The following is a 24,945-nucleotide window of genomic DNA, read 5'->3' on the forward strand; positions in this document are numbered from 1 at the left end:
TCGTTACATACATAGCTTAAATATCACAATAGTAATAGAAGCAATCACCAAAGTCATGAGTTTTGAGCGTTCAATAAAGGAGTGAACACATTTGCTCAACGCCTTTTGTATGCTCGTACTCAACGAGGTTATACCCAGTCTCAATTAGCTAATTTGTGTGGGGTTTCCCAAAGCACAATTGCGAGCTATGAAAGTGGGGCGCGCTTGCACACCCGAAATTTATTTAATCTTGCTAAAGCACTAAGAGTAAATCCACTTTGGCTAGATCAGGGGATTGGTGCAATGCACCCTACGCTACAAGAATCGAATCAAAGTTACAGTCAAACGTGGCCTTTTTCGCGGGTAAGCCCCGATAAAATAAATCAATTAACTGATCAGCAACGTATTTTAATAGAAAATGTACTTGAAACCTTAATCGAGACATGGGAAAAACAGAAATAAAACTGCCACTATGTTTTTATTATCCTACTACTAAATATGCACACTAAGACGCGTACTGAGAGCTTCTTAATGCTATTAACTAAGGTTATCCCTAATTTATTTTAAAGCCCAAGAGAAATCTTATATACTGTTGGATACGCGGGGGTACTTATTGTGCAAATGGTTGAGCTTTCAACTACTTGCGCTTTAGGTTGAGATAAACCCTTCGTACCAGTACGGATAATGCCGATGCTGGGAGCGTGTCGCACCACACATTATCCAAAATATAAGCGACTCTTATATCTCCCCTTCGGCTCCATTTATTCACCTTGGAGCGAATCTTGACTAAAAATCCTGAATTTTCCGCACAAACCGCTACCGTAGACGAAGCGGCCATTAAGCCTTTACCAAATTCACGTAAAATTTACGAAATTGGCTCACGTCCTGATATTCGTGTCCCCTTTCGTGAGATTTCTCAAAGCGATACGGGTGGTATTTTTGGTGACGAGAAAAACCCACCGATCACGGTTTATGACACCAGTGGCCCATACACGGATCCTGAGGTCAAAATCGATATTCGTAAAGGGCTTCCTGCCCTACGCGCCAAATGGATCGAGGAACGCAACGATACCGAAGTCTTAGATGGACTTTCCAGTGACTACGGGCGGGCGCGCCAAGACGATCCAGCTTTAAAAGCCATGCGCTTTGAGCTTACCCGTCAGCCTCGCCGTGCCAAGCCAGGCAAAAACGTAACCCAAATGCACTATGCACGTCAGGGCATTATTACCCCTGAAATGGAGTTCGTCGCAATTCGCGAAAATCTACGCCGCGAACAATATATTGAGTCCCTGCGCAACAGTGGTCCAGATGGCGAGCGTATGGCTCAGCGTCTAACCCGTAGTCACCCTGGCCAAAGCTTTGGTGCTTCGATCCCACCTGTGATTACACCCGAATTTGTCCGAGATGAAATCGCTCGTGGTCGCGCTATCATCCCTGCCAATATTAACCACCCAGAAATTGAGCCCATGATTATCGGGCGCAACTTCCTGGTCAAAATCAATGCCAATATTGGTAACTCTGCCCTAGGCTCCAGCATTCACGACGAAGTCGAAAAAATGACATGGGCTATCCGTTGGGGTGGTGATACCATCATGGATTTGTCTACCGGTAAAAATATTCATGAAACGCGTGAGTGGATTATCCGCAACTCGCCCGTTCCGGTTGGTACGGTACCTATTTACCAAGCCCTAGAAAAAGTAAATGGCGTTGCCGAAGACCTAACATGGGAAATTTTCCGTGACACCTTAATCGAGCAAGCTGAGCAAGGGGTAGACTACTTCACCATTCACGCTGGTGTACGTTTGGCTTATGTCCCCATGACTGCTAATCGTATGACTGGCATTGTGTCACGTGGTGGCTCAATCATGGCCAAATGGTGTTTAGCGCACCACAAAGAGAGCTTCCTCTACGAAAATTTTGAGGAAATCTGTGAAATCATGAAAGCCTATGACGTTAGCTTCTCATTAGGAGACGGCTTGCGCCCAGGCTCTGGTTACGATGCGAACGACGAAGCCCAGTTTGCTGAATTGAAAACCCTCGGTGAGCTCACACAAATTGCCTGGAAGCATGATGTACAAGTCATGATCGAAGGCCCAGGCCATGTGCCCATGCACTTAATCAAAGAAAACATGGACATGCAGTTAGAGCATTGTCACGAGGCTCCTTTTTACACTTTAGGACCACTGACCACTGACATTGCCCCTGGCTACGACCATATTACTTCTGGGATTGGTGCTGCCATGATTGGCTGGTACGGTACAGCCATGCTGTGCTATGTCACGCCTAAGGAGCATTTGGGCCTACCGAACAAAAAAGACGTAAAAGATGGGATCATCACGTACAAAATCGCCGCGCATGCAGCAGACCTCGCCAAAGGTCATCCCGCTGCAGCGATTCGTGATAATGCCCTATCTAAAGCACGCTTTGAGTTCCGCTGGGAAGACCAATTTAACTTGGGGCTAGATCCAGATACCGCACGCGAATTCCATGATGAAACTTTACCCAAAGACTCCATGAAAGTCGCCCACTTCTGCTCCATGTGTGGGCCCAAGTTCTGCAGTATGAAGATTTCCCAGGACGTACGTGATTATGCACGTGAGCACGGTTTAGATACCGAAGCGGCCTTACAAAAAGGAATGGAAGAAAAATCCATCGAGTTTGTACAAAAAGGCGGTAAGCTCTACCACGAGGCTTAAAATCACAACAGGGCAGCATAATAAAGCTGCCCTGTTTTTTTACGCCGCTAATTTAGATTAAAACAGCCCCATCGGCTTAGTGTCGTAGCTTACTAATAGGTTTTTGGTATTTTGATAATGCGCAAGCATCATTTTGTGGTTTTCTCGGCCTATTCCTGATTTTTTATAGCCACCAAAAGCAGCATGTGCTGGATAAATATGGTAGCAGTTTGTCCATACTCGTCCGGCTTGTATCGCACGCCCAGCGCGATATGCCTCATGAATGGAACGCGTCCACACCCCAGCGCCTAAGCCATACATCGTATCGTTGGCAATCTGAATCGCCTCATCAAAATCGTTAAACGTAGTGACGGCTAGCACCGGCCCAAAAATCTCCTCTTGGAAAATACGCATATCGTTACTGCCCTTAAACACGGTCGGGTCAATATAGAAGCCTTTATTTTCCTCTTGGCGCGGCTCACCGCCCGTTAATAACTTCGCGCCCTCTTCTTTGCCGATTTTCATATAGCGTAAGATTTTATCCTGCTGCTCCTGAGAGGCCTGAGCCCCCACCATGGTTTCGGTATCTAAGGGGTGCCCGGTTTTGATTTTTTTCACTCGCTCAATCGCGCGCTCTAAAAACGCATCAGCAATCGATTCCTGCACCAATGCCCGTGAAGGGCAAGTGCAAACCTCGCCTTGGTTTAAAGCAAACATCGTAAAGCCTTCCAAAGCTTTTTCTAAAAAATCGTCCTCGGCTGCCATCACATCAGCAAAAAAGATATTGGGCGATTTGCCACCTAGCTCCAAGGTGACGGGAATAATATTTTCCGACGCAGAGCGCATAATCACCTGTCCGACTTCGGTTGACCCTGTAAAAGCAATTTTTGCAATGCGTGGGTTCGTCGCTAAAGCATGCCCTGCTTCCGCCCCAAACCCATTGATAATATTTAAAACCCCTGCGGGTAATAAATCCTGAATCAGCTCGATCACATAAAGTAAGCTAGCTGGGGTTTGCTCTGCGGGTTTCAACACAATGCAGTTACCCGCTGCCAAAGCCGGCGCAATTTTCCACGCCGCCATCAAAATAGGGAAGTTCCAAGGAATAATTTGCCCAACCACCCCCAATGGCTCATGAAAATGATACGCAACGGTATTTTGGTCTAAATCCGATATGCCCCCCTCTTGGGCACGAATGCAACCCGCAAAATAGCGAAAGTGATCAATGGCCAACGGAATATCAGCAGCCAAGGTCTCACGGACGGGCTTGCCGTTATCCCACGTTTCTGCCACGGCGATTTTTTCCAGGTTTTCCTCTAGGCGATCTGCAATTTTATTAAGTAAACGCTCGCGCTCTGCAGGCGACGAAGCGTTCCAGCGGATTTTTGCTCGATGTGCGGCATCCAAAGCCAACTCTACATCTTCGGCGGTCGATTGCGGTACACGCGTAAAGACCTGCCCATTAACAGGGGAAAGGTTATCAAAGTACTGCCCTTTTACAGGGGGCACCCATTGGCCTCCAATAAAATTTTCGTATTGTGATTTAAATTCAACGATGGAGCCAGGTTGATTAGGATCGGTGTAACGCATGATTGTCTCCTTCCTAGTACGTTTATTTACTCACGTTTTTCGACTACAGTAGAAGTTCAGACTGACTACCACAGCCAATCATCTACGTGAAAAATCAGAATAAACAAACCCGGTTGGTAATAGGTTGGTACGGCAATTATGGCTAGGAGACAACGATGAACACTTCTACTGATTCTCTCATGCAGCCCGCCGGTCACCCGCAGACGGCCGCGCCTTTGGTGGATTTATCCACTCGACATTATCAATCACCTTTGTTGCTCGCACTACAGCATTGCCAAGCCGAACTGCAGCATATCGCAAACCAAGCCGATATGGTGTTAGCCGTAGCTGATGCGGGCAGCACTATTTTATGGACGCAATCTGGACGCTCCATGCAACAGGCCGCAGAGCAAGTGCATTTTGTAGCCGGTGGGCAATGGGCAGAAAGTGCCGTTGGGCATAATGCGTTGGCGCTGGCCATTAAAATCGCCCAGCCTAGTTCGGTGATTGCGGCCGAGCACACCATGGTCTCTATTTGTGATTGGGTTTGTTATGCGGCGCCTATTTTTCATCCCTTAACGCAACAGCTTATTGGTGTAATCGATCTATCGACGCATTTTTCGCGGCAAAATCAGCTTGGGCTTATTGCTGCAACCCATTGTGCGCAACGGATTCAAAAACATCTACAACACCAACATCAACACACGCTAACACTACGCGCTTTGGGCACACCACAAGCGCATTTTGGCACAAAACCCCTAAAGCTTACCCCAAGACAAATCGAAGTGCTGATCCTATTAGCTTTACACCCTAAAGGTTTGCACTTGGATCAACTGCACCATGCGCTTTATGGGGAGCGCAAAGTCAGCGCCACCACACTAAAAGCCGAGATTTCCCACCTACGCCGTCGACTTGGTGGGGTAATTGCTTCGCGCCCCTATCGCTTACTTGTACCTATTAGTGCGGACTTTTTAGAATTAGAAGCCCTGATCACCGCCGGCTATATAGAGGCCGCACTACAAAACCTAACCGGTCTTTTTATGCCACAAAGCAACAGCCCGTTTTTAATTAATTGGCGCCATTATTTAGAGGCCAGGCTCAGTTTGCTATTGCAGCAAACCCATGATGTGGAGCTGCTGCTAACCCTAATTCGTCATCAGGACTATGCGCCCGAATTAAGCCAACGCCTAATGGAGCTGATCGCCCCCTCGCACCCCATCTATCAGCGGCTGCAGGCGGATAATTAAAAAACCCCAAGCGCACCGTTACCAATCGATTCGCTTGGGGCGGTGGCACATAAAGTGCGTAAAATTACTGCTGAATGGCGTACAAATATAGCTCAACACGACGGTTCATCGCACGGCCCTCTGGTGTGCTGTTATCAGCAATAGGGCTATTAGGTCCACGGCCCTCTGCCATCAAATACCCACCATTAACACCACGCTGCACAAGGTAGTTCGTTACCGCGTGAGCTCGCTCTAACGACAAGCGCTGATTCAAATCTGCACCACCAGTGCTATCGGTGTGACCAATTGCTTTGGCGCGAAGCTCAGGGTGCTGAACCAACGCCCGAGCAACGCTATCCAATACAGGCAATAGCTCTGCTTTTAATTGGGCTTTACCAGAATCAAAAGAAACATGGCTTGGGATATTCACGCGTAACGTGCCATCAGGCATTTCTGTTACATCCACACCTAAACTGGTTGCCCCTGATTGCTGTACATCTTGTTTAATTCCGGCCCAGTTGTAGCCAGCCACCCCACCTGCAACCGCACCAATCCCTGCACCAATAGCAGCTGCTTTACTGCTATCCCCAATTAAAGCACCTAAGCCCGCGCCTACAGCGGCACCAGCACCAGCACCCACTGCAGTGCGCCCACCCTGAGTGTCTGTGGCAGCACAACCTGCTAGCAACGCCACAATACTCACACTGGCTGCAATTTGACTGAGTTTTTTCATTTGCTTCTCCTTGTTATATCAATCTCACTTTAAAATGTAACCGATGTGGGCAATTGAGTCTGTACCCTATTGTTACAAAGACCGCTTATTAAAGGGCTTTTAACAAAGCTTAACCAAAAACGCATTTTTTATACGGTTCCCACTCTTGGGATGCTTTACGGCATAATAGGACTTTATGCTATTTTCTCTTTGCCCTTATGATTGAGTTCAAACACGTTTTTAAATCCTACGGTCGAGGGCCAAATATTTTGGCGGATATTAATTTTCATATTCAGCCTGGCGAATTTGTGTTCATTTCTGGCCCATCTGGAGCAGGTAAATCAACATTATTACGCTTAATTGGCGGTTTAGAAACTCCCACACGTGGAGCAGTACATGTCAAAGGGAATCGTATTGATCAGCTCCCTGCTCGCGCTCAACCTTATATTCGACGAAATATCGGCCTAATTTTACAAGACGTACATTTACTCAATGACCGTCGTGCTATCCAAAACGTCATGCTCCCTCTAGAAGTCTTAGGTGTAGAGTATAAAATCGCCGCAAAGCGTGCACGTGCTGCCATGGAAAAAGTCGGTTTAGCTGGCAAAGAGGACCAATACCCTATTGAAATGTCTGGGGGTGAACAACAACGCCTAGCAATAGCTCGTGCTATTGTAAACAAACCTGCCATTGTTATTGCTGATGAGCCGACAGCTAACCTTGATGCCGTCAGCGCCAAACGCATTATGGATGTTTTTAAAGATTTTAACCGCGTGGGGGTTACCACTTTGATCGCTTCACATGATCGAGCTCTCATGGCCCACTATGCACGCCGTACTCTACTCATTGAGCCAGATCGTTTTAGCGATCTCATAGGCACCCCTCTTTAATCCCCGACATTACACAACATTCTCTATGAAAAGCTGGCTTAGACAACATCAATACGCATTTCGGGTGGCTATTTTACGTTTATTAGCCCAACCCTTTTCCTCGTTGACTAATATTGTGGTCATAGCGCTGGCCTTGAGTGTGCCCCTCGTCAGCTGGGCGATCTTGTTATCAGCACAACCCGTTGTGCAACAAATCCCCGTTGCCACAGAGGTGACGATCTACCTGAAGCCTGATCTCGAAGCAAAGCAAACAGAGGCTTTAGCCAAGCAGTTGCAATCGCAGCACGCAGAACTCATAGAAAACATTCAAAAAATTGATAAAAACCAAGCTATTGACCAACTAAAAAAAGACCCCACCTGGGCCGATGCCCTCGCCGTTTTGCCTCATAACCCGCTCCCCGATACACTAGTGCTACGCCTCAAATCCGGCGAGGCTCAAAGCACAGCAGCGGTCTTGCTTGCTAACGAAATCCAACAAATGGCACAAGTCGATCGCGTCCAACTGGACCGTGACTGGCTTAAGCGCCTCGAAGCGTTATTAAGTTTTGGGCGTATTGCCTTATTTATTTTGAGTGCTAGTGTAGGCATTATTGTAATTGCTACTGTATTTAACACGATTCGCCTGCAATCGCTTACTCAACGCCAAGAAATCGCTGTCGCGCGCCTCGTTGGTGCCACCGAAAGCTTTGTCCGACGCCCCTTTTTATACGTCGGTGCACTAAGCGGCGGGCTATCCTGCTTATTAGCTATGGGACTAAGTCAAATTGCTCTCAGGCCTATTAGTGAAGCCTTAAACCGACTCGCCCTAAGCTACAATACGCAACTAAGCTTAACACTCCCTGACTCTGGCGACCTGCTGGTTGCTACCCTCGTTGTTATGGTGCTGGCCGCCACCGCCGCGCGCTGGTCCGTTACTCGTCAATCTACCTTTTAATGTCTGTTTATCTTTCTACCTTTGCCCAGCGCATTGTGCGCTGGCAGCGGCAACACGGTCGCCAACATCTACCCTGGCAGCATACCCAAGACCCCTATCGAATTTGGCTGTCAGAAATTATGCTCCAACAAACCCAAGTCACCACGGTACTCGATTATTACACGCGTTTTTTGACGCGCTTTCCTACCGTGCAAAGCTTAGCCCAAGCCCAACAAGACGAGGTCATGCCTTATTGGGCTGGACTTGGCTACTATGCTCGAGCCCGTAACTTGCACCGTTGCGCTCAAGTCATCGTCAAAGACTATCAAGGGGTATTTCCACCCCATAGTGAGGTCTTAGCGACTCTACCTGGTATTGGTCCTTCTACGGCTGCTGCTATTGCAGCCTTTGCTTACGGTGAACGCGCCCCCATCATGGATGGCAACGTTAAGCGTGTTTTTTGTCGTTATTTTGGTATAGAGGGGCTCACCCATCTTCGCGCTACCGAAAAAAAACTGTGGGAGCTAGCCCATCAAGTACTAAAACTCGCCCCTACGGATCTTGATATGACCGCGTATACCCAAGGCCAAATGGATCTTGGTTCCCAAATTTGTACACGGGGGACACCTTCTTGCGCGCAATGCCCACTTCAAGACGGCTGTTATGCCAAAACACATCAAAAACAACATCTACTGCCCACGCCAAAACCACGCGCCAAACAACCCGAGCGTCGTTGTCATTTATTAATTTGGGAACAAAACGAACAGATTTTAGTAGAACAACGCCCAGATCAAGGCATATGGGGTGGCTTACTAGCCCTACCACAATTTGAAAATCAAGAGCAACTACAACAGTTTTTGCTTAATCATGGCGTATCACTGTCAACCAAACAAAAAATGGCGACACTCACCCATGTTTTTAGTCATTTTAAACTGCATATTACCCCTTGGTGGGTACGCCAAGTAACTGTCCATGAGCCTGCACCTCATCAACAATGGCTATCTTTAACTCAGGCCCCCCACGCCGCTTTTCCAGCCCCGATTAAAAAGCTTATACAAGCAATATGCGCTACTAAAGTTAAAGTCGGCGATGAGTAGAGTCCACCACAGGCTGATAACGACTAATGCCCATCAGCATGCCACACGCTACCCCTAAGGTTAACAGTGCCGTTCCCCCATAACTCATAAACGGCAACGGCACACCCACCACGGGCAAAACCCCTGTCACCATCCCAACATTGACAAACACATAGGTAAACAACATCATTGATAAAGCCCCTGCTACCAATCGGCTATATTGATCAGAGGCATTCGCGGTGATCGCCAAACCCCGCACAATGATTAACGCGTATAAAGCCAAAAGCATTACCCCACCATAAAGACCAAATTCCTCGGCAAACACAGCAAAAATAAAGTCTGTGGTGCGTTCAGGAATAAAATCTAATCTGGACTGGGTGCCAAGCATATACCCTTTACCATAAATCCCACCCGAGCCTACGGCAATCATCGACTGAATCGTATGAAAACCTTTTCCTAAAGGATCCATACCTGGGTTAAGCAGGGTGCAAACACGATGTTTTTGATATTCTCGCAAAATCACCCAGTCAAAACCCGGTTCGCATAAAGTATCCTCAAAGTACAAAATCACCCCAAGCCCTAACACGAGTAAAATAGCCGCTGGGACAAGAAGCTTAAAGGATAAACCCGCAAAATAAATCACAAAAAAACCAGCAGCTAATACTAATAATGCGGTCCCTAAATCAGGCTGACGCACAATCAGCACAAAAGGCACTGCCAACAACACCGTAGCCACCATAAAATCCACGAGTCGCAGCTCGGTGTTTTGACGCTTATGAAAATACCAAGCCAGCATAATCGGCACGGTAATTTTCAGCATTTCAGATGGCTGAATACGCGTGAAGCCTAAATTTAACCAACGAGTAGCTCCTTTACTGGTTTCCCCAAAAAACTCCACCCCTAGTAATAAAGCTACTGCGACCGCATAGACATAGGGTGCAGCGCGCATGACCCACGGCGGCGGTATCATGGCAACCGCCCACATAACACAAAAAGCCACCATAAAATGTTTGGTTTGCTCTGCAAAACGCCAATCGGTTCCACCTACAGCAGAATGCATGACGGTTAGCCCCAACACGGCCATCAACATAAGCAGTACAAACAGGGGCAAATCTAACGAACGAAATGCGTGCGCTATACCTAGCCATAACCGTTTCATTGCAGTAGATTTCCTCGCTCGATAAGCCAATAATCAAAAACAGAGCGAGCTACCGGCGCAGCCACTGTCGCCCCCCAGCCCGCATTTTCCACAATCAATCCTACTGCGATTTTAGGGTTATCTGCAGGAGCATAGGCCATAAATAAAGCATGATCACGTAAACGCTCATCAATCGTACTGGCGTTGTACTTAGCACCACGCAAACTAAACACTTGTGCTGTCCCCGTTTTGCCAGCCGCTTGATAGGGCGCATTCGCAAAGGCACGGCGTGCTGTTCCCGTACGCGTCACATCCACAAGAGCCCGCTTTACCACATCAATATTCTCCTGCTTTAACGGAATCACATGCGACGGCTCTGTCACTGTTGCTGTTTTTTCCCCTGTTGCAGGATCTACAATATGCTGTACAAGATGTGGCTTCATATAAACGCCATCATTGGCTAAGACCGAAGTAGCTTGAGCTAACTGTAAAAGCGTAAACGAGTTATAGCCCTGCCCCACCACAACAGACACCGTTTCTCCCGCATACCAACGTTGCTGCGATGGGTTTTTATACGCTTTACGCTTCCATTCGCGCGATGGCAAAATCCCTCGACGTTCCCCCTCTAAATCAATACCTGTTATTTGCCCGAAACCAAATTGTTTACTAAAGTCATGAAGCGCGTCCACACCAATTTCAGGCCCCAAAGAATAAAAATATGTATCAGAGGACACCACTAAGGCTCGATGCATATCGGTCCACCCATAAGCGGCTCCTCCTGCATTTCTAAAACGCTGACCACCAAACTCAAAATAGCCTGGATCCGGAATACGCTCATGCGCCTTACGTTTGCCCATTTCTAGAGCGGCTAGCGCCACAAATGGCTTATAAGTTGACCCAATAGGATACGTCCCAAACAAAGGACGATTAATCAAGGGGTGATCAGGAGATTCGTTAAGCTTGCGCCAATTATCTACATCAATACCATCAACAAATAGGTTTGGGTCAAATGAAGGAGCGGAAACAAAAGCCAATACCTCTCCTGTAGCAGGCTCAATGGCAACAAGAGCACCGCGTCGCCCCTCAAAAAGTGACTCAGCATGCTTTTGCAAACCGATATCAATAGAAAGCTGTAAATCAGCCCCAGGAATCGGATCCACCCGATTTAATACGCGTACGGGGCGCCCCGATGCGGTCACCTCAACCTCTTCTAACCCCGTTTGCCCATGTAGAACTTCTTCCCACGTTTTCTCTATCCCCTTTTTACCGATAATTGATGTGCCTCGGTAGTTCCCCAAACGCCCTTCTTCTTCGAGTTGTTGCTCATCGGCTTGAGATATACGACCTACATAACCAATCACATGCGCTGCGGACTCGCCTTGGGGATATTCCCGTACCCAGCGCGCCTGTAACTCTACCCCAGGAAATTTAAAAGAATGAGCGGCAAACCACGACGCTTCTATTTCATTTAGATTATTACGCAGTACTACCTGCGCATAACGACTGGTCTTGCCTAAACTCTGTAAAAATCGACGACGATCACGGGCAGAAATATAAACCAATGTGCTTAGCTCATCGAGCATGGACTCTATCCCACCCTCTACTCGAGCCGGAGTGACCATTAACGTGTAGTCACGATAATTACGCGCAAGTACAACACCATTACGGTCAACAACCTCGCCTCGCCGTGGTGGGATAGGGACCACTGCAATGCGATTCTGGTCCGCACGCGCCGCTAACCCCTCGTAACGTACTACCTGCAAATACCATAAGCGAGAAACCAAAATGCCGAGCATCAAAATCACAACCAACCCAGCCACACTGGCACGAATCACTGTGCGTCGACGTAAGAGCTGAGACGTTTTTTTGAACTCAAACATACAATCCTGCTAGGCGGAGCTTTCAGTATCCTCATCCATCAGACGATGAGGCAGTAACAACAATAAATCGGCAATAGGCCATAAAGCAGCCATAAAAACAGCTGACCACAGCCAATCCCACCCCGCCCATTCACCTGCTAACCAAGCGTGAGCAAAGCGTGAGGGAATAAACGCCAACAGCCAAATCGGTAACAAGTGGATTAACTGTACCCATGGCCCAAATAGGAGTAGTCGTCGACGTAATAGCCCTACCCCATAAATTGCTAACACATAGCTTAAAGCATGCTCACCTAGTAATGCCCCTCCGTGTACATCCAAAAGCAGTCCTAGCACAAAGCCAGATAACATGTTGACTCGACGTGGCTCGTGCAAATTCCAAAAGCACAACACCATCAATAACAAGTCTGGAGCCATCAGCCATAGCCTCCAAGGCAACAAGGCTAACAACCACATCAGAAAAACCGACCCCCACACCATCCAAGGGCTGGAAGTAGGTTTAAAAGGCGAGCTATCAATAGGTTGCAATGAGCTCAGCGAGCTTTTTTGGGGCGCAGCAGATTTTTTAGATTGAGAATAGGAAGTATTATTCATGGTGCTGCTCAGCATCTAGCTGCAATTTGGGTTCATCCACCAATAAAACCAAAAAGTGACGATAACGCTCAGGATGAGATAATGGTTGCGCTACGGCTACCGCAAAACCTGTTGCAGGATCAAAATCAATACGCTCGACCTCGGCCACTGGCAAGCCAGCTGGGAATAGGCCCCCGATACCACTAGTAATTAAAACATCCCCAACCTTTAAGTCCACTTCATTCGTAAGGTAACGTGCTTCAACTTTTGCTGCTGAGTGCCCCCCAAAAGCCACCAGACGCAAGCCATTGCGTAACACCTGTACGGGAATAGAAACTTTGTCGTCGGTGATTAATGCGGCCTCTGCCGTATAGGGGGTTACACGTATGACCTGCCCAACAACACCACCTTCGTCAATTACCGGCATACCTGGTCGAATACCATCTGTCGCCCCTTTGTTAAACACCAAACGACGATTAAAAGCATTGGGGGGCTCATAAAATACCTCAACGGCGACCGCTGGCTGTGTTACCGTATCAGCGACTTGTAGTAAACGTCGCAGCTGTTCATTTTCAGTTGCTAGTTGTGCTGCATGGGTGGAAAGCTGTGCCAGTTCAATACGCTGACGCTGCAAGGCTTCTTTTTCACTATGCACCAACGCTGTGGCATTCATCCACGTATCGATATACTGAAACAAATCACCCGGCGCCATCACTGCGCGCTGAAAAGGGTAAATCGCCATCGACAACGCTTGCCGCGCCGGCTCTAAAACCGTCCAACGTGCATCCGTTACCATTAACACAACTGAAAGCAACGCAAAAAGGGCTAAGCGCACCCCTGGCGCCGTGCCACGCTTAAATAAACGAATAGAACGCTGTACTTGCATGTGTAACCATCAATAGCACCAGCCAAGAGAGCCAAAGCTGGCGCTATCTGAACTGGACGGCAAGATTAATCGTAAATGAATACGGCACCTAGTTTTTCTAGGTGTTCTAATGCCTCACCACAACCACGCACCACACATGTTAACGGATCTTCTGCCACCACTACAGGCAATCCAGTTTCCTCTTGGAGCAAACGATCAAAGTCATGCACTAATGCACCACCACCTGTTAGAACAATCCCTTTTTCTGTAATATCCGCCCCCAATTCTGGAGGGGTTTGCTCAAGCGCCGTTTTAACAGCAGAAACAATCTGATTTAACGGATCAGTTAAGGATTCAAGAATCTCATTAGAGGACACCGTAAAACTGCGGGGCACCCCTTCAGAAAGATTACGGCCCTTGACCTCGATTTCACGAATTTCAGTACCTGGAAAAGCCGAACCGATTTCCTTTTTGATGCGCTCAGCAGTAGGCTCACCAATAAGCATACCGTAATTACGACGAATATAGTTGATAATGGCTTCGTCGAACTTATCACCGCCAACTCGCACCGAGCCTTTATAAACCATCCCGCCTAAAGAGATGACGGCAACCTCGGTCGTGCCCCCCCCAATATCTACAACCATTGAGCCGCTTGCATCTGAAACTGCCAAGCCCGCACCAATCGCTGCTGCCATGGGTTCCTCGATAAGGTAAACTTGACTAGCACCCGCTCCCAGTGCTGATTCACGTATCGCTCTACGCTCTACCTGAGTCGAGCCACACGGCACACATACAATAATACGTGGGCTCGGCGCAAACATGCTACGCGGATGCACCATGCGAATAAACTGCTTAAGCATCTGCTCAGTCACGGTAAAATCCGCGATCACCCCGTCTTTCATGGGGCGTATGGCTTCGATGTTGCCGGGAACACGGCCCAGCATTTGTTTGGCTTCTTGACCAACTGCTTGGATGATTTTTTTGCCGTTAGGACCGCCATCATGGCGAATGGCAACAACCGATGGCTCGTCCAGTACAATGCCTTTACCCCGCACGTAAATAAGGGTGTTGGCGGTACCAAGGTCAATAGCCATGTCGCTAGAGAAATAACTGCGTAGGAATCCGAACATGGGTGCGCAATGTAGATAAGGATTGGTATAAACAGGTGTCAGTTCGACGCGGCCTTCGCACAACGCAAAGTAGGCACACCTGCCCTACGTAGGCGAACACGCAAAAAACCTGACAATGAAACTGTCAATGATAACTTATAATTTAAGTCTATTCAGGATGAATTACAGCCTAAAACATCTGCTAGGCTATATTTTTAAATAAAATAGCCCCAAAATGGGGACAATGCACTCATTTTTTAATTTTGATACGGACTCAGGGATCTATTTATGGCAATTACACAGCAAGATGTCGCGCATATTGCACAATTAGCACATATTGCGCTGACGCCTGAGCAAACTGCCCAAGCCGAACAGGATTTCACTCAAATTATCGAGCTTATTCAAGAGCTACAAAGCGTGGACACCACGGGAGTAGAGCCATTGGTACAACCCTTAGCGGTTATCCAAGAGGTCAATCTGCGCATGCGCCCCGACGAACCTGCTCCCACCAACACCCCCGAACAGCGTGAGCAGCTCATGCGTAATGCTCCAGCACAAACCGAAGGGTTGTTTTTGGTTCCTACTGTTATCGAATAAGCGTTTATTACTATGTCTTTATTTTCCGATTTTCCCGATATCACCGCATTGGGACAGGCGCTACGCGATGGCAAAATGAGCGCGCGCGAGCTTGTCCAAGATCGCCTAACCCATATACAACAAAGCGATCTGAACGCCTTTATTGACGTCAACCCTGATCTCAGCTTGGCACAAGCCGATGCCGCAGATGCGCTTTTACAATCTGGGCAGGCCACTGCACTAACGGGTATTCCTATTGCGCACAAAGACGTTTTTGTCACCCAAGGCTGGCGCACCACCGCAGGCAGCAAAATGCTAGAAAACTACCTTAGCCCTTTTGATGCTACTGTGGTTTCACGCTTACAACAGGCAGGAACCATCTCTTTAGGTAAGCTCAACTGTGATGAGTTTGCGATGGGTTCCGATAGCACCACCTCTTATTTTGGAGCGATTAAAAACCCATGGGATCCAACTCGCACCCCTGGTGGCTCCTCAGGTGGCTCTGCGGCAGCCGTTGCCGCTGGCTTAGTCATGGCTGCCACAGGGTCAGATACAGGCGGCTCGATTCGCCAACCAGCCGCTCACTGCGGCATCACTGGGATTAAACCCACCTACGGCACCATTTCTCGTTTTGGCATGATTGCTTACGCCTCCAGCATGGATCAGGCCGGTCCACTAGCCCGTAGCGCACGTGATGCTTTGGCGTTACTCGAAGCCATGGTAGGTTTTGATGCCAATGACCCCACCAGTTTATCGGACTGCTCGGGGCAGCCTAACACGGGCGCTCGTGTGCGCGAGCAGTTTACCCAACATCAAACCCACTATGAGCAACAAGGAGAACAACCCCTCAAAGGCCTACGCATTGGGGTACCGGACGAATTTTTCAATGGCAATATCGATACCGACAGTGCCGCTGCCATTGAAGCCGCTTTACAGCTTTATGAATCCTTGGGTGCCACACGCGTTGCTATTTCATTGCCGCTCACACAAAAAGCCATCCCCGCTTATTATGTGATCACACCCGCCGAGGCCTCTAGTAACTTGTCGCGTTTCGATGGGGTTCGCTTTGGTCACCGCGCTGCTGAATACACCGACCTTCAGAGTATGATCAGCAATAGCCGCGCCGAAGGTTTTGGTCCCGAAGTCATTCGCCGTATTTTGACAGGTACCTATGTACTTTGCGAGGGCTATTACGATGCCTATTACTTACAAGCACAGCGCGTGCGTCGCTTAATTGCCCAAAGCTTTCTCAGCGCTTTTGAGCAATGTGATGTGATCATGGGGCCCGTTGCTCCACGGCCGGCTCCTCGCTTAGATCATCAAGAATCCGACCCAACGGCGGATTGGCGCAATGATGTTTACACCCTATGTGTAAACCTTGCTGGCTTACCCGCTATGTCTATTCCATGTGGTTTTAGCCAAAACCAGCTGCCCATTGGTTTACAGCTAATAGGAAACTACTTTAGCGAAGGTCAGCTCCTTGCCATTGCCGACCGTTTCCAACAACACAGCGACTGGCACCAACGCATTGCAGGAACAAAATAATGGAATGGGAAATTGTGATTGGGCTAGAAACGCACGCCCAGCTATCAACAAAATCGAAAATTTTTTCTAACAGCAGCACAGCGTTTGGTGCTGCGCCGAACACACAAGCCTCAGCCATCGACATGGCGCTACCAGGCACGCTGCCCGTATTTAACGAGGCCGCCGCAGAAAAAGCCATTCGCTTTGGTTTAGCCGTCGACGCGACCATCACCCCGCGCTCCGTGTTCGCACGCAAAAACTATTTTTACCCCGACCTACCTAAAAACTATCAAACCAGTCAGTTTGATCTACCGGTAGTCGTCGGTGGTAAAATCCATTTTTTTGTGGGTGACGAGCCGCACTGCGTCAATCTGACCCGTGCTCACCTCGAAGAGGACGCCGGCAAATCCCTACACGAAAACTTTACCGGTTTACATGGTGAATCCTCTACCGGAATTGACCTGAACCGCGCTGGCACACCGTTATTAGAGATTGTCTCTGAGCCCGAAATGCGCTCTGCCGCCGAAGCCGTAGCCTATGCCCGTGCGCTGCATGCGCTTGTTGTCTGGTTGGGGATTTGTGATGGCAACATGCAAGAAGGCTCATTTCGCTGTGACGCGAACGTTTCCGTACGCCCCAAAGGCCAAAAAGAATTCGGTACGCGTTGTGAACTAAAAAACATCAACTCATTCCGATTTTTAGAGCGTGCCATTAACTACGAAGCTCGCCGCCAAATCGAACTTATCGAAGACGGGGGCACGGTGATCCAGGAAACACGTCTTTATGATGCCGACCGCGATGAAACGCGTAGCATGCGCACCAAAGAAGATGCGAACGATTACCGTTATTTTTCCGATCCTGACTTAGCGCCACTATTTATTAGCCCCGAGTGGATCGAGCGCGTGAAAGCCGATATGCCTGAGCTGCCCGCACAAAAGCGAGCCCGTTTCGAATCCGAACTGGGTTTAAGCGCTTATGATGCCAACCAGCTGACCGTATCACGCGATGTGGCGGACTACTTTGAGCAAACCTATGCGGCCTTAGGGCAGGATCACGCTAAGCTGGCGGCTAACTGGATTATTACTGATCTAACAGCGGTATTAAACCGCGAAGAACTGGAAATATCCCAAAGTAAAATCACCCCCCAACAGTTGGCTAAACTCATCACACGTATTGCGGATAACACAATCTCTAACAAAATCGCTCGCGATGTTTTTGCTGCCATGTGGGAAGGCGAAGAAAACGCCGACGCTGACGCCATTATTGAAAAACGTGGCTTAAAACAAATCAGCGATACCGGTGCGATCGAAGCCATGGTCGATGAGGTTTTAGCCGCAAATCCCGAGATTGTGGAACAGTACCGCGCGGGTCGTGACAAAGCCTTTAACTCATTAATCGGTCAAGTCATGAAAGCCGCTAAAGGTAAAGCCAACCCCAAACAGGTTTCTGATATTCTAAAAGCCAAACTGGGTTAACACTCTGGCACATCCCCATAAAAAAACCCCAGCTTGTAATAAGCTGGGGTTTTTTATAGTAAATACTATTTAGACGCCGCGACTACTTCGATTTCAATGAGCCATTCTGGCATCACTAAACCGGCAACTTGCATCGCAGAGCGAGCGGGTAAATTAGGCTGGTCTTTAGTGCCAAAAAACTGCTGGTAGCCTTTCATAAACCCCTCAAAGTCCATTTTATTGTCCTTGTTCGGGTCAGCAACCAAATACACCTGCATTTTAACCACGTCGCCCATACCTAAACCTAACGCTTTAAGGTTGGATTCAATGGTTTTTAAAACGCTAATGGTTTGGGCTTCGGTATCACCATAATGACCTTGAGCGTCCTTGCTGGGAACCACACCACTTAAATAATGTAATTGTGCCCCTGCAGGAATACTCACAGAGGTAGCTATAGGAAAGTCATTCGGAGCTGGCACACGTTGAATCTCTTGCGCCTGCACGCTAAAGGCAAGTAATGCCCCCGCCACCAAACCAACCGTTTTTAACGTTGTTCGCATTAACATATAAGCACTCCTTAATCTAACGTGCCGTAATCCGCATCCGGCTTGCGCATTTTTGCCACTTGCTCAGGCGTGAAGTCAGGTTTGAAATCATTACCAAAGCTCGTACGAATGTAATTCACAATCGCTGCTATTTGGTCGTCATCTAAATAATTTCCAAAACCAGGCATGCCCTTTTGACCATATAACACAATATAAGCTGGGTACTCCGCCGCCATTAAACGCATATTATTCGCAAAAGCCGGGAACTGCCCAGCGCCCTTAGCACCTTTGCCTTCGGCCATATGACAGCTAATACAAACGGTTTGGTAAATTTCTTTACCGGTTTTGGCTTCAATACCCGTCGTCACATCATTCATCACCGCCGAATCCGCAAAACTGGCTACAGACACGACCGATAACACCGACGCTAGACCTAAAGATAACAGGGATTTTTTCATGATCTAGACTCCTTATTGCGCCATGGCTTTTTCGTGAAGCTGTTCAATGGCAGCTAAACCCGACAACATGGCTCCTTCCATCCAGGCTGGAATATAAGAAGCATGCTCCCCTGCTAAAACAATACGCCCGTCCATTCGACACAAATTATCGTAGTGCTCTTCGCGCTTACGGTCCGTCCAGATCCCAAAACACCCCAGCGTCCAAGGTACTCGGCTCCACGCCATTGCCATACTGTTTTCCGCTTCTTCTTTAATTTGCGGGTGGATTTGTGCGCTGTATTCCAACGCTTTAGCAATACGCTCTTTGGGTGGCATCGCACTAAACTGTACGGCATCAACCCCAAACACATACCCATTTAAAAGCACCCCTTTGCCCGAGCTAAACATATTGTCGCTGGGGTAAGAAATCTGTGTAATAGGTAAGTCTGTGTAGCTGATACCACCATAAATCTGTTCGTCTTCTTCCCAGAAGCGGCGTTTATACTGCGTGCCCACTTTCACTGCTGGCGCATAAGGTACCGCATTAATGGCATCTTGCATTTTGCGATCCACATTCATGGGGATTTGGCTTAAAACAGACAAGGGCAAGGTACAAACACACCAGTCCGCCGTCTCTGTTTTTACTTCTTCGCCACCATTGCGGTCTTTGTAGCTAATGGTTACGCCGTTATCATCCTGCTTGATCTCTACCACTTGTGCGTTTAGCTGAATCAAGTCTTTTAGCTCACGATGAAAGGCTTCCCCAATTTTGCCCATTCCGCCGACTGGTTGAAACATGGTGTTTTGGAACTCTTCCAGAAAATGCACATCCATGTTTGCCCAAACACGAGAATCGATTAGCTCTTTAAAATTAATAGGCTCAGAAGGCTCTGGACGCGCATTCAATCCACCGCCCGGTGCTTTGGCATAGCCACGGCGCGCGCTGGTATCCAAGCTTTTTACATATTTATACTCGTCATTCAAAGCGCCATGATTTTTCAATGCTGCCAGAAGAATTTCTTTATCTTCATCCGTTACAGGCATATCAAGCTTATCGGTATTCACCGCTTTGGCTAACAGCTCGCTGATCCCACCTCGAAAATCCGATACCACATGCGCATAGCGCTGTGGCTTACCATCAAAAGCATTTTGAGCATGCAAATACGCATTAAAGTTCATCTGAATGAACGGCTCTAGCTTCACATTTAAGCGCTTACAGTACTCTAAGACGGCATAGTGATGATAAGGAATACGCCATGGTCCAGGGTTTAAGTAAAGGCCCTCATCAAATTCACAAACCTGCTTTTCGCCACCTAGCTCGGTATATTCGGTGCCACCGTACCAAGACCAGTTGCGACCACCAGCACGATCCTGATACTCCAGAATCTTCACTTTATAACCTGCATCGCGTAGCTCTAAAGCAGCCACCATACCAGCCAAACCAGCACCCAATACAACGACTGAAGACCCTTTTTTCGGTGCGCCTTGTAATTTCTTACCACTACGGTAAGGGGATTCTGCTGCATAGCCTAGACTTGTCATGGATTGATACATCACCGAGGCTCCGGCGGCGTAACCAATCATGGACAAGAGCTGGCGTCGTGTCATAGGAAGACCTTTTGCCATCATTTCACCTCTTAAATGCCCTTTTAAGGCATGATTGTTTTGTACCCTTTTAGGGAAAAATATCTGTGTGTAGTTGACCTACCGACAAGTAGGTCTTGCTCTTTATGCTAATGAACCTAAAAGCTAAGCTATAAAAAAACACTACTGCTAGTAGGCGTATCGAAAAATAACACAATTAAACCAAATGTGTTTTAAGCTTAAAATATATGGATTCGACATAAAAAAGCCGCACGTACAAGGCGTGCGGCGACTTATTTGATCATAAAATAATAAAAATGGACCAATTATTTTATTTTATGACAATGTCAAGAATTATAAAGCTCAACTATAGGCAAACTGCTTAACTTGCTTACACCCCATATTTTTGACGATAAGCAGCGACGGATTGTTGATGCGCAGCTAATTCTGAATTGTTCTCCAGGTAGAACATAATATCGGCCAATGATGCGATACTAATAACAGGCATCCCATATTTTTGGCTTACTTCTTGTACGGCTGAGTGTGAAGAAAGCTGTTGATCCGTGCCCGCGCGCTCCATGCGATCAAGAGCGATCAATACACCCGCCGGCTCCGCACCCGCTGCCCGGATAATATCCACGGATTCGCGCACAGAAGTACCTGCGGTAATCACATCATCGATGATGATGACCTTGCCCTGTAATGGGGCACCCACCAGCGTGCCCCCTTCGCCATGGGCTTTGGCTTCTTTACGGTTAAAAGCAAACGGTATATCGCGACCAGCAAGATCAGGATGCTGTGCCAAGGCCACGGCTGTTGTCGCCGCTAACGGAATGCCTTTGTATGCTGGACCAAACAACATATCAAAAGGCACCCCCGAGCTAACAAGCGCTTGTGCATAAAACTGTGCCAAACGCCCCACGGCAGCACCACTATTGAACAACCCAGCATTAAAAAAATAGGGGCTTAGACGACCTGATTTAACTTTAAATTCACCAAAACGCAATACGCCCTGTTCCAGAGCGAAGCGCACAAATTCATTACGTTGAGAGAGCATGATGTGCTTCCAAATAAAGTGCATCCATAAACCCCACTATTATTCCATGAAAGCCTCAAAGATGTATGGCTAAAATCAGCCCATCGGCTTTACCTAAAAAGGAGAATTCTTATGAGCATGCCCGTTTTTTACTTCTCCCATGGTGGTGGCCCATGGCCTTGGATGGAACAAGGTCTGGTGCGCTATGCGGATTTACAGCGAAGCCTAACGGCGCTTCCTGCAAGCCTACCCCGCCCACCCAAGGCGATTTTGATGGTATCTGCGCATTGGGAAACCGAAGGCCCCCTACGAGTACAAAGCCACCCTAACCCCCCAATGGTCTATGACTATTATAATTTTCCTGCCCATACCTACGAGGTCGTTTACCCGGCTTCTGGTCAGCCCGCATTAGCTCAGCACGTCCAGCAACGCTTAGAGCAAGCCGGATTCGATGTGCAACAAGACGCTGAACGCGGTTTTGATCACGGGGCATTTGTTCCTGCTTATGTCATGTACCCCGACGCCTCTATCCCTATGGTGCAACTTTCTATTGATGCGCACTATGATCCGGCTTTCCATTTACGCATGGGTGCAGCCTTACGCGCTTTACGCGACGAAGACGTATTGATTCTCGGCAGTGGTGCCAGCTACCATAATTTACGTTTGATGGGACCCGAGGCCGCGCCCGCCTCGCAAGCCTTTGATGCATGGTTAGATCAAACACTTTTACACACCCCAGCTCCTGCACGCGAGCAAGCCCTCTTACATTGGGACCAAGCCCCTGGAGCGCGTGTGGCTCATGCGCGCGAAGACCATCTAGTGCCTTTATTTGTGGTTGCTGGAGCCGCCACAGAGCAAGACCCCGTCACACGAATTTTGAATAGCACCAGTACAACCGGTATTATGAACGGCAGTTATCGTTTCGGTTAGGATGATTCATCCGTCTTTTTTAGAGAGTTTCCGTGTTACGCATTTGTAGTTTAAATATGAACGGCATCCGTGCCGCCTATAGAAAAGGCTTTGCTGATTGGCTTCAAGCTCACCAACCCGATATGGTTTGCTTACAAGAGGTTCGCATTCAAGACAAAGACCTAAAAGATCCCATGCGCCATCCCGACGGCTATACCGGCTACTTTAATCTAGCCGAAAAACCCGGCTACAGTGGTGTGGGTTTATACCTAAAAGACGAGCCCCAAGCCGTTCATATTGGCATGGATTGCGATGAATTCGACCCCGAAGGGCGTGTGATCCGTGCTGATTTCGACAAACTGAGTGTCATCAGTGCTTATTTGCCTTCAGGCACCAGTGGTGACGAACGCCAAGCGGCCAAATATCGCTTTTTAGATCGATTTGAAGCGCTTATGCAAGGCTTTATGGCTGACCATCAAGCTACCGGTCGGGAATATATTATTTGTGGTGATTGGAATATTGCTCACCATGAAATCGACTTAAAAAACTGGCGTGGTAACCAAAAAAACTCCGGTTTTTTACCCGAAGAGCGAGCTTGGTTAACCAAGGTGTTTAATGAAATGGGCTGGGTGGATGTTTACCGCCACCTTTACCCCGATCACACCGGAGAAAGCTACACCTGGTGGAGCAATCGCGGACAAGCATGGGCCAATAACACCGGTTGGCGTATTGATTACCATGTGGCCACCTCTGGCGCTGCCGCGGCCGCCAAAAAAGCATGGGTATACAAAGACGAGCGCTATAGTGATCACGCACCGCTCATTGTGGATTATGATTTAACCCATTGTTAATTGTTTTTAGAGACAAACCATGCACCAACCCGAACCTGCTTTTTTACAAGCCTTAACCGCTATCGTGGGTCCAGATCATGTGATCACGGATCCCAGTCAAAGCCAAAGCTATTTCACGGATTGGAGTGGCGAACAGGGCAACGCTCCTTTGGCTGTCGTTCGCCCTAAAACCACTGAAGATGTCAGCCGTATTCTCGCGCTTTGCCACCAACAGCGTTGCGCTGTTGTCCCCCAAGGAGGACTAACAGGTTTAGCTGGAGGAGCAACAGTACGCGGCGCAGCCATCGCGCTTTCTTTAGAGCGACTCAAAGGGGTCATTGAGCTGGACGCCGAATCCGCTACCATGACTGTCTGGGCAGGTACGCCATTAGAGGTCATTCAAAACGAAGCCGAAAAAGCGGGCTTTTTGTTTGCGTTGGATCTTGGAGCGCGTGGCTCCTGCCAAATTGGTGGGAATGTTTCTACTAACGCAGGTGGTAACCGCGTCATCCGCTATGGTATGACTCGCGATTTGGTGCTGGGACTAGAGGTGGTTCAGGCCGATGGCACGGTTTTGTCTATGCTTAATAAAATGGCAAAAAACAATGCAGCCTTTGATCTGAAACATTTGTTTATTGGTTCTGAAGGCACCCTAGGCATCGTGACACAAGTCGTCCTGCGCTTGCACCCTAAAGTCAATGGCGCCAATACCGCCTTGATCGCTTTACCTGATTTCAGCGCCGTAACGCGCCTTTTACGCTACGCACAACAAGAGCTATCGGGGCTGGTGAGCGCCTTTGAGGTCATGTGGCAGGATTATTACCGCATCGCCACCACTGTAGGGGGCAGCCGCGCACCCATTGCCGCCGATTATCCTCTCTATGTATTAATGGATCTGCAATCCGCCAATCCTGAAACAACCGCCGCCCCCTTTGAGGCGGTGCTAGAGCATGCTTTTAATGAAGGCTGGGCGCTGGATGCCGCCATCGCACAATCACATGCCGATGCAGAAGATTTTTGGATATTACGCGACGCCGTTGCCGAAATCCTACCCCATTATGCGCCAACCATTAACTTTGATATTTCCTTCCCTATTTCACAAATTGGGTTAGGAGTTGAGCGTTTACGACAAAGCGTACACGCGGTAGACCCAACATTAACCACAATGTTTTTTGGTCATGTGGGTGATGGCAATATTCATCTGCTCGTTGGCCCTATCCCCCACGGAGATAAAACCATGGAACACGAGATTGAAAAACGCTGTTATGAAGTAGCCCAAGCGCTTCAGGGGTCGATCTCTGCGGAACATGGGATTGGTTTACACAAAAAGCCCTGGCTTGCCTACAGCCGTACCCCCGCCGAGCTGGCTCTGATGCGTACCCTAAAGCAGGCTTTAGACCCCCATCAGATCCTAAACCCCGGTAAGGTCTTTGATTAATAGAACCAAG

23 protein-coding genes are annotated in these 24,945 nt (G+C 48.3%); 12 read left to right on the forward strand and 11 right to left on the reverse strand.

Annotated features, from left to right (window positions below; all coding sequences use genetic code 11):
- Window positions 1–81 precede the first annotated feature (81 nt).
- Window positions 82–441 (forward strand): helix-turn-helix domain-containing protein, encoded by a 360-nt coding sequence (locus tag ABD980_RS00810; protein WP_300647161.1) that lies wholly within the window; start codon window positions 82–84, stop codon window positions 439–441.
- 320 nt (window positions 442–761) lie between these two features.
- Window positions 762–2,675, forward strand: a complete 1,914-nt coding sequence (gene thiC / locus ABD980_RS00815; protein WP_260650012.1) for a phosphomethylpyrimidine synthase ThiC — start codon at window positions 762–764, stop codon at window positions 2,673–2,675.
- A 57-nt stretch (window positions 2,676–2,732) separates the two neighbouring features.
- On the opposite strand, the gene exaC is transcribed toward thiC, so the two are convergent.
- Window positions 2,733–4,244 carry an acetaldehyde dehydrogenase ExaC gene (gene exaC, locus ABD980_RS00820; protein ID WP_345368908.1) on the reverse strand — a complete coding sequence of 504 codons (1,512 nt, stop codon included), beginning with the start codon at window positions 4,242–4,244 and terminating at the stop codon, window positions 2,733–2,735.
- A gap of 155 nt (window positions 4,245–4,399) precedes the next feature.
- Between exaC and ABD980_RS00825 the strand changes: the two genes are divergently transcribed.
- Complete coding sequence (locus ABD980_RS00825; RefSeq protein WP_260650010.1) at window positions 4,400–5,470, forward strand: helix-turn-helix domain-containing protein; 1,071 nt, start codon at window positions 4,400–4,402, stop codon at window positions 5,468–5,470.
- Between the two features lie 64 nt (window positions 5,471–5,534).
- Here ABD980_RS00825 and ABD980_RS00830 read toward each other — a convergent pair whose 3' ends face one another.
- On the reverse strand, window positions 5,535–6,182 hold the full coding sequence (locus ABD980_RS00830) for a YiaD family glycine zipper/OmpA-like lipoprotein (protein ID WP_300647160.1): 648 nt from the start codon (window positions 6,180–6,182) through the stop codon (window positions 5,535–5,537).
- A gap of 197 nt (window positions 6,183–6,379) precedes the next feature.
- Between ABD980_RS00830 and ABD980_RS00835 the strand changes: the two genes are divergently transcribed.
- The 3 genes from ABD980_RS00835 to mutY are packed head-to-tail and all read left to right on the forward strand — an operon-like array spanning window position 6,380 to window position 9,061.
- On the forward strand, window positions 6,380–7,051 hold the full coding sequence (locus ABD980_RS00835) for a cell division ATP-binding protein FtsE (protein WP_300647159.1): 672 nt from the start codon (window positions 6,380–6,382) through the stop codon (window positions 7,049–7,051).
- Between the two features lie 25 nt (window positions 7,052–7,076).
- Window positions 7,077–7,985, forward strand: a complete 909-nt coding sequence (locus tag ABD980_RS00840) for a cell division protein FtsX (protein ID WP_345368913.1) — start codon at window positions 7,077–7,079, stop codon at window positions 7,983–7,985.
- On the forward strand, window positions 7,985–9,061 hold the full coding sequence (gene mutY, locus ABD980_RS00845) for an A/G-specific adenine glycosylase (protein ID WP_345368915.1): 1,077 nt from the start codon (window positions 7,985–7,987) through the stop codon (window positions 9,059–9,061). The genes ABD980_RS00840 and mutY overlap by 1 nt, the downstream gene beginning before the upstream one ends.
- Here mutY and rodA read toward each other — a convergent pair.
- From rodA to ABD980_RS00870, 5 genes are all read right to left on the reverse strand, one after another.
- Window positions 9,042–10,199: a rod shape-determining protein RodA gene (gene rodA, locus ABD980_RS00850; protein ID WP_300647156.1), complete on the reverse strand. Its 1,158-nt coding sequence runs from the start codon at window positions 10,197–10,199 to the stop codon at window positions 9,042–9,044. The two genes, mutY and rodA, sit on opposite strands and share 20 nt — an antisense overlap.
- Entirely contained in the window at window positions 10,196–12,058 is a 1,863-nt protein-coding gene (gene mrdA / locus ABD980_RS00855) for a penicillin-binding protein 2 (RefSeq protein WP_300647155.1), read from the reverse strand. Before mrdA ends, rodA begins: the two co-directional genes overlap by 4 nt.
- A 9-nt stretch (window positions 12,059–12,067) precedes the next feature.
- The gene (mreD, locus tag ABD980_RS00860; RefSeq protein WP_300647153.1) at window positions 12,068–12,649 is read right to left on the reverse strand and encodes a rod shape-determining protein MreD; all 582 of its coding nucleotides are present in this window, start codon (window positions 12,647–12,649) and stop codon (window positions 12,068–12,070) included.
- Window positions 12,642–13,514, reverse strand: a complete 873-nt coding sequence (gene mreC, locus ABD980_RS00865; RefSeq protein ID WP_300647152.1) for a rod shape-determining protein MreC — start codon at window positions 13,512–13,514, stop codon at window positions 12,642–12,644. Before mreC ends, mreD begins: the two co-directional genes overlap by 8 nt.
- A gap of 65 nt (window positions 13,515–13,579) precedes the next feature.
- Entirely contained in the window at window positions 13,580–14,623 is a 1,044-nt protein-coding gene (locus ABD980_RS00870) for a rod shape-determining protein (protein WP_300647151.1), read from the reverse strand.
- A gap of 267 nt (window positions 14,624–14,890) precedes the next feature.
- Between ABD980_RS00870 and gatC the strand changes: the two genes are divergently transcribed.
- Genes gatC through gatB form a run of 3 tightly spaced genes read left to right on the forward strand, consistent with a single transcriptional unit; the run spans window position 14,891 to window position 18,177 of the window.
- Window positions 14,891–15,199, forward strand: a complete 309-nt coding sequence (gatC, locus tag ABD980_RS00875) for an Asp-tRNA(Asn)/Glu-tRNA(Gln) amidotransferase subunit GatC (RefSeq protein ID WP_260650001.1) — start codon at window positions 14,891–14,893, stop codon at window positions 15,197–15,199.
- Between the two features lie 6 nt (window positions 15,200–15,205).
- Window positions 15,206–16,723, forward strand: a complete 1,518-nt coding sequence (gene gatA / locus ABD980_RS00880; protein WP_345369131.1) for an Asp-tRNA(Asn)/Glu-tRNA(Gln) amidotransferase subunit GatA — start codon at window positions 15,206–15,208, stop codon at window positions 16,721–16,723.
- Complete coding sequence (gene gatB, locus ABD980_RS00885) at window positions 16,723–18,177, forward strand: Asp-tRNA(Asn)/Glu-tRNA(Gln) amidotransferase subunit GatB (protein ID WP_300647150.1); 1,455 nt, start codon at window positions 16,723–16,725, stop codon at window positions 18,175–18,177. Before gatA ends, gatB begins: the two co-directional genes overlap by 1 nt.
- Window positions 18,178–18,242: 65 nt before the next feature.
- Here gatB and ABD980_RS00890 read toward each other — a convergent pair whose 3' ends face one another.
- From ABD980_RS00890 to pyrE, 4 genes are all read right to left on the reverse strand, one after another.
- Entirely contained in the window at window positions 18,243–18,722 is a 480-nt protein-coding gene (locus ABD980_RS00890; RefSeq protein WP_260649999.1) for a RidA family protein, read from the reverse strand.
- Between the two features lie 11 nt (window positions 18,723–18,733).
- The gene (locus tag ABD980_RS00895; protein ID WP_260649998.1) at window positions 18,734–19,159 is read right to left on the reverse strand and encodes a c-type cytochrome; all 426 of its coding nucleotides are present in this window, start codon (window positions 19,157–19,159) and stop codon (window positions 18,734–18,736) included.
- 12 nt (window positions 19,160–19,171) lie between these two features.
- Complete coding sequence (locus ABD980_RS00900; protein ID WP_377536184.1) at window positions 19,172–20,767, reverse strand: flavin monoamine oxidase family protein; 1,596 nt, start codon at window positions 20,765–20,767, stop codon at window positions 19,172–19,174.
- Between the two features lie 346 nt (window positions 20,768–21,113).
- Window positions 21,114–21,779 carry an orotate phosphoribosyltransferase gene (gene pyrE / locus ABD980_RS00905; RefSeq protein ID WP_300647148.1) on the reverse strand — a complete coding sequence of 222 codons (666 nt, stop codon included), beginning with the start codon at window positions 21,777–21,779 and terminating at the stop codon, window positions 21,114–21,116.
- A 111-nt stretch (window positions 21,780–21,890) separates the two neighbouring features.
- On the opposite strand from pyrE, the gene ABD980_RS00910 reads away from it, so the two are divergent.
- From ABD980_RS00910 to ABD980_RS00920, 3 genes are read left to right on the forward strand one after another with little or no spacing between them, the layout of a single operon-like run.
- Window positions 21,891–22,688, forward strand: a complete 798-nt coding sequence (locus ABD980_RS00910) for a DODA-type extradiol aromatic ring-opening family dioxygenase (RefSeq protein WP_345368921.1) — start codon at window positions 21,891–21,893, stop codon at window positions 22,686–22,688.
- Between the two features lie 32 nt (window positions 22,689–22,720).
- The gene (locus ABD980_RS00915) at window positions 22,721–23,518 is read left to right on the forward strand and encodes an exodeoxyribonuclease III (RefSeq protein ID WP_345368923.1); all 798 of its coding nucleotides are present in this window, start codon (window positions 22,721–22,723) and stop codon (window positions 23,516–23,518) included.
- 19 nt (window positions 23,519–23,537) lie between these two features.
- Entirely contained in the window at window positions 23,538–24,935 is a 1,398-nt protein-coding gene (locus ABD980_RS00920) for an FAD-binding oxidoreductase (protein ID WP_345368925.1), read from the forward strand.
- Window positions 24,936–24,945 lie beyond the last annotated feature (10 nt).

Origin of the sequence: Paenalcaligenes hermetiae, assembly GCF_039543645.1 — a bacterium.
Classification (GTDB): domain Bacteria; phylum Pseudomonadota; class Gammaproteobacteria; order Burkholderiales; family Burkholderiaceae_B; genus Paenalcaligenes; species Paenalcaligenes hermetiae.

Bases quoted from the DNA above. Each gene is read 5' to 3' on its own strand.
- ABD980_RS00890 (WP_260649999.1), bottom strand. From the start codon at position 18,722: ATGTTAATGCGAACAACGTTAAAAACGGTTGGTTTGGTGGCGGGGGCA.
- pyrE (WP_300647148.1), bottom strand. From the start codon at position 21,779: ATGCTCTCTCAACGTAATGAATTTGTGCGCTTCGCTCTGGAACAGGGC.
- ABD980_RS00895 (WP_260649998.1), bottom strand. From the start codon at position 19,159: ATGAAAAAATCCCTGTTATCTTTAGGTCTAGCGTCGGTGTTATCGGTC.
- ABD980_RS00825 (WP_260650010.1), top strand. From the start codon at position 4,400: ATGAACACTTCTACTGATTCTCTCATGCAGCCCGCCGGTCACCCGCAG.
- ABD980_RS00900 (WP_377536184.1), bottom strand. From the start codon at position 20,767: ATGATGGCAAAAGGTCTTCCTATGACACGACGCCAGCTCTTGTCCATG.
- ABD980_RS00835 (WP_300647159.1), top strand. From the start codon at position 6,380: ATGATTGAGTTCAAACACGTTTTTAAATCCTACGGTCGAGGGCCAAAT.
- ABD980_RS00840 (WP_345368913.1), top strand. From the start codon at position 7,077: ATGAAAAGCTGGCTTAGACAACATCAATACGCATTTCGGGTGGCTATT.
- exaC (WP_345368908.1), bottom strand. From the start codon at position 4,244: ATGCGTTACACCGATCCTAATCAACCTGGCTCCATCGTTGAATTTAAA.
- mreC (WP_300647152.1), bottom strand. From the start codon at position 13,514: ATGCAAGTACAGCGTTCTATTCGTTTATTTAAGCGTGGCACGGCGCCA.
- ABD980_RS00910 (WP_345368921.1), top strand. From the start codon at position 21,891: ATGAGCATGCCCGTTTTTTACTTCTCCCATGGTGGTGGCCCATGGCCT.
- gatC (WP_260650001.1), top strand. From the start codon at position 14,891: ATGGCAATTACACAGCAAGATGTCGCGCATATTGCACAATTAGCACAT.
- ABD980_RS00920 (WP_345368925.1), top strand. From the start codon at position 23,538: ATGCACCAACCCGAACCTGCTTTTTTACAAGCCTTAACCGCTATCGTG.
- mreD (WP_300647153.1), bottom strand. From the start codon at position 12,649: ATGAATAATACTTCCTATTCTCAATCTAAAAAATCTGCTGCGCCCCAA.
- mutY (WP_345368915.1), top strand. From the start codon at position 7,985: ATGTCTGTTTATCTTTCTACCTTTGCCCAGCGCATTGTGCGCTGGCAG.
- gatB (WP_300647150.1), top strand. From the start codon at position 16,723: ATGGAATGGGAAATTGTGATTGGGCTAGAAACGCACGCCCAGCTATCA.
- ABD980_RS00870 (WP_300647151.1), bottom strand. From the start codon at position 14,623: ATGTTCGGATTCCTACGCAGTTATTTCTCTAGCGACATGGCTATTGAC.
- ABD980_RS00830 (WP_300647160.1), bottom strand. From the start codon at position 6,182: ATGAAAAAACTCAGTCAAATTGCAGCCAGTGTGAGTATTGTGGCGTTG.
- rodA (WP_300647156.1), bottom strand. From the start codon at position 10,199: ATGAAACGGTTATGGCTAGGTATAGCGCACGCATTTCGTTCGTTAGAT.
- mrdA (WP_300647155.1), bottom strand. From the start codon at position 12,058: ATGTTTGAGTTCAAAAAAACGTCTCAGCTCTTACGTCGACGCACAGTG.